This is a genomic window from Kribbella sp., from assembly GCF_035655035.1.
In the GTDB taxonomy this organism is placed as follows: domain Bacteria; phylum Actinomycetota; class Actinomycetes; order Propionibacteriales; family Kribbellaceae; genus Kribbella.
Window position 1 is genome coordinate 1 of sequence record NZ_DASRVN010000424.1, and the last position, 2,393, is coordinate 2,393.

The 2,393-nt window shown below is 67.9% G+C and carries 3 protein-coding genes; all 3 read left to right on the forward strand.

Going from position 1 to position 2,393, the window contains the following annotated elements; translation table 11 throughout:
* A partial coding sequence (locus VFF46_RS23500; RefSeq protein WP_325039357.1) for a hypothetical protein occupies window positions 1-530 on the forward strand: 530 nt, incomplete at its 5' end.
* Between the two features lie 108 nt (window positions 531-638).
* Window positions 639-1,568: a hypothetical protein gene (locus VFF46_RS23505; protein WP_325039358.1), complete on the forward strand. Its 930-nt coding sequence runs from the start codon at window positions 639-641 to the stop codon at window positions 1,566-1,568.
* A 42-nt stretch (window positions 1,569-1,610) separates the two neighbouring features.
* Window positions 1,611-2,393, forward strand: a 783-nt coding sequence (locus VFF46_RS23510) for a LysM peptidoglycan-binding domain-containing protein (RefSeq protein ID WP_414673084.1), incomplete at its 3' end; no start/stop codon positions are given.

Below are 2,393 nucleotides of genomic sequence, written 5' to 3' on the forward strand. Positions count from 1 at the left end.
CGACCTCGGGCACGCCGTCCGCGGATCCGAGCGAGACCCCGAGCAGCGCGCCGACCCAGCCCGCCACCAGCGCGAAGCCGACCGCGCCGGCCGCCAAGCAGGTGTTCGTCCAGGCCGGGAACTTCGCGTCGAACCCGGCCGTCCAAGGGCTCGTGAGCAGCTACCCGCTGTACTTCAAGGCGCTCGTCGACCGCGACGACACGATCCTGAAGCAGCGGTTCCCGTCGTTCTTCTACGCCGACGTCGCACAGGGCATCGCCGATGCCAAGCGCAACGGCTGGGTGATGAAGCCGCCGGGCAGCGTGGTCGTGGTCGGTGCCCGCAGTACGCCGCAGGGCACCGTGACCGTGCAGACCTGCCGCTCGCAGAACACGCAGTACTGGGACCCCAAGGCGCGGAACTGGACGGTCGTGGCGCCGCACGGGTCGCCCGACGTGATCGAGATGGTGAAGACCGGGATGGGCTGGCTGCCGTACCGGCTGGTCACCAGCAAGGGCGTGAACTGCGCGGGCGTCCACTATCCGCGCTAGACCAGAACGGTGATTTTCAGGTTGCGAAGAGGTGACGGGGCACTGGGCAACGGGCATGATGCCCCTGGTCGAAGATAATCTGCCGGAAGACGAGTCTGGGGAGTGAGGATGCACAACCGGGTAGGCCGCACGCTGCTCGCCCTGAGCGCCGTTCTCGCGCTACTCGTGGCCGCTCCCAGCACGGCCACCGCCGAAACCATCACCACCGGCAACTCGGTCTGCAGCATGTACGTCAACTCGGTCGGCTTCGGCTCCTACTGCAGCTCCGGCCAGCCGTACCTCGGCGACGGTGCGCCGCCGCCGACCTGGAAGGACCGGCTGCAGGGCCGGCCGTTCGTGCCGTGCCGGAACTTCGACATCCCGGAGGGCATCAAGCTGCCGAAGGCGCCGGACGGCAAGAAGTGGGTGCTCCGGGTCACGATCACCGACTACGACCTGAACACGTACAACGGCGGCCAGAAGGCGCACCTGGAGCGCGCGTACATGCCGGTCGACGCGGCCGAAGAAGCGCAGTGCCCGTTCCCGGACTACATGAAGCAGTTCTGGTACGAGTTCCGCAGCAGCTACCCGGACCCGGCGCTGCAGATCATGCCGACGTACACCCCGCGGGTGAACATCCCGGCGTACTTCACGCTGACGCCGGCAAGCTCCGAGGTGTACGAGATCGACGGTACGACCAGCAGTTACTTCAGCCCGGGGCACAACCTGACCATGCGCGGGATGGTCGTGCGGCTGCTGATCGACCCGGGTGACGGCACCGGCGAGTTCACCTGCCTGACCGGGACCACCCCGCTGGCCAACCCGACCGGGTACGACCCGACCCAGGACCCGTATCACCAGCTGAACACGTGCAAGCACGTCTACCAGAAGTCCAGTGCGAGTCAGCCGGACGGGATGTACACCGTGAAGCTGACGATCACGTGGGAAGTGTCGTACTGGATCGGCAAGGACGCGGGTGGCTGGAAACCGATCGGGCAGGCGGATGTTCACGCGGTGCAGCGGTTGCCGGTGCAGGAAGTTCAGGCCATTGGTGGCTGACACTACGGTCGGGATGACTGACGGTGGGGGTATGGAGGAGCGATGGTAAGGACGAATGATCCGGTGCGCGCGGCGCGGTTGCCGCAGCGGCGGTCGGCGAGTCCGGGTGCGGACCGGCTGAAGGGGTTCCTCGCGCTGCTCGCGATCCTGGCGATCGTCGCCGGGGTGCCGTACGTGCTGCTGCGGTTCTTCGGTACGCCGTGGCCGGACAGCATGCCCACCAAGAGCATGCTGTTCAGCGAGCTGAGCATCCGCACCGTGCTGGGCATCATCGCGTTCTTCATCTGGATCGCCTGGCTGCACTTCGTGGTCTGCCTGATCGCCGAGGCGGTCGCGGAGGTCCGCGGCCACGGCCTGTCGCCACGGGTCCCGCTCGGCGGCGGCTCGCAGGTGCTGGCGCGGCGGCTGATCGGCACCGTCGTACTGATCGCGGCCGGCGCGGGCGTCAGTCTGCCGGTGGCGAGCGCGGTGACGACGAGCGGGCCGGCCGCCCCGACTTCGGTCTCAGCGCGGCACAGCGCGCAGGAGTCCGCGTCGTCGCAGTTCCGCCAGACCGAGGCGTCCAGCACGATCCTCAGCGGCAGCCACCAGCAGGCGAAGAAGACCACCACCGGTCTCCGGACGAACCACGACCACACGGGTCAGGTCATCAAGTACACCGAGGTGCGCCCGCCGCACGGCCGGAACTACGACTGCCTGTGGGACATCGCGGAGCGGCACCTCGGCGACGGCCGCCGGTACAAGGAGATCTACGACCTCAACAAGAACAAGCTGCAGCCGGACGGCCGCCGGCTGACCAACCCGGACCTGATCATGCCGGGCTGG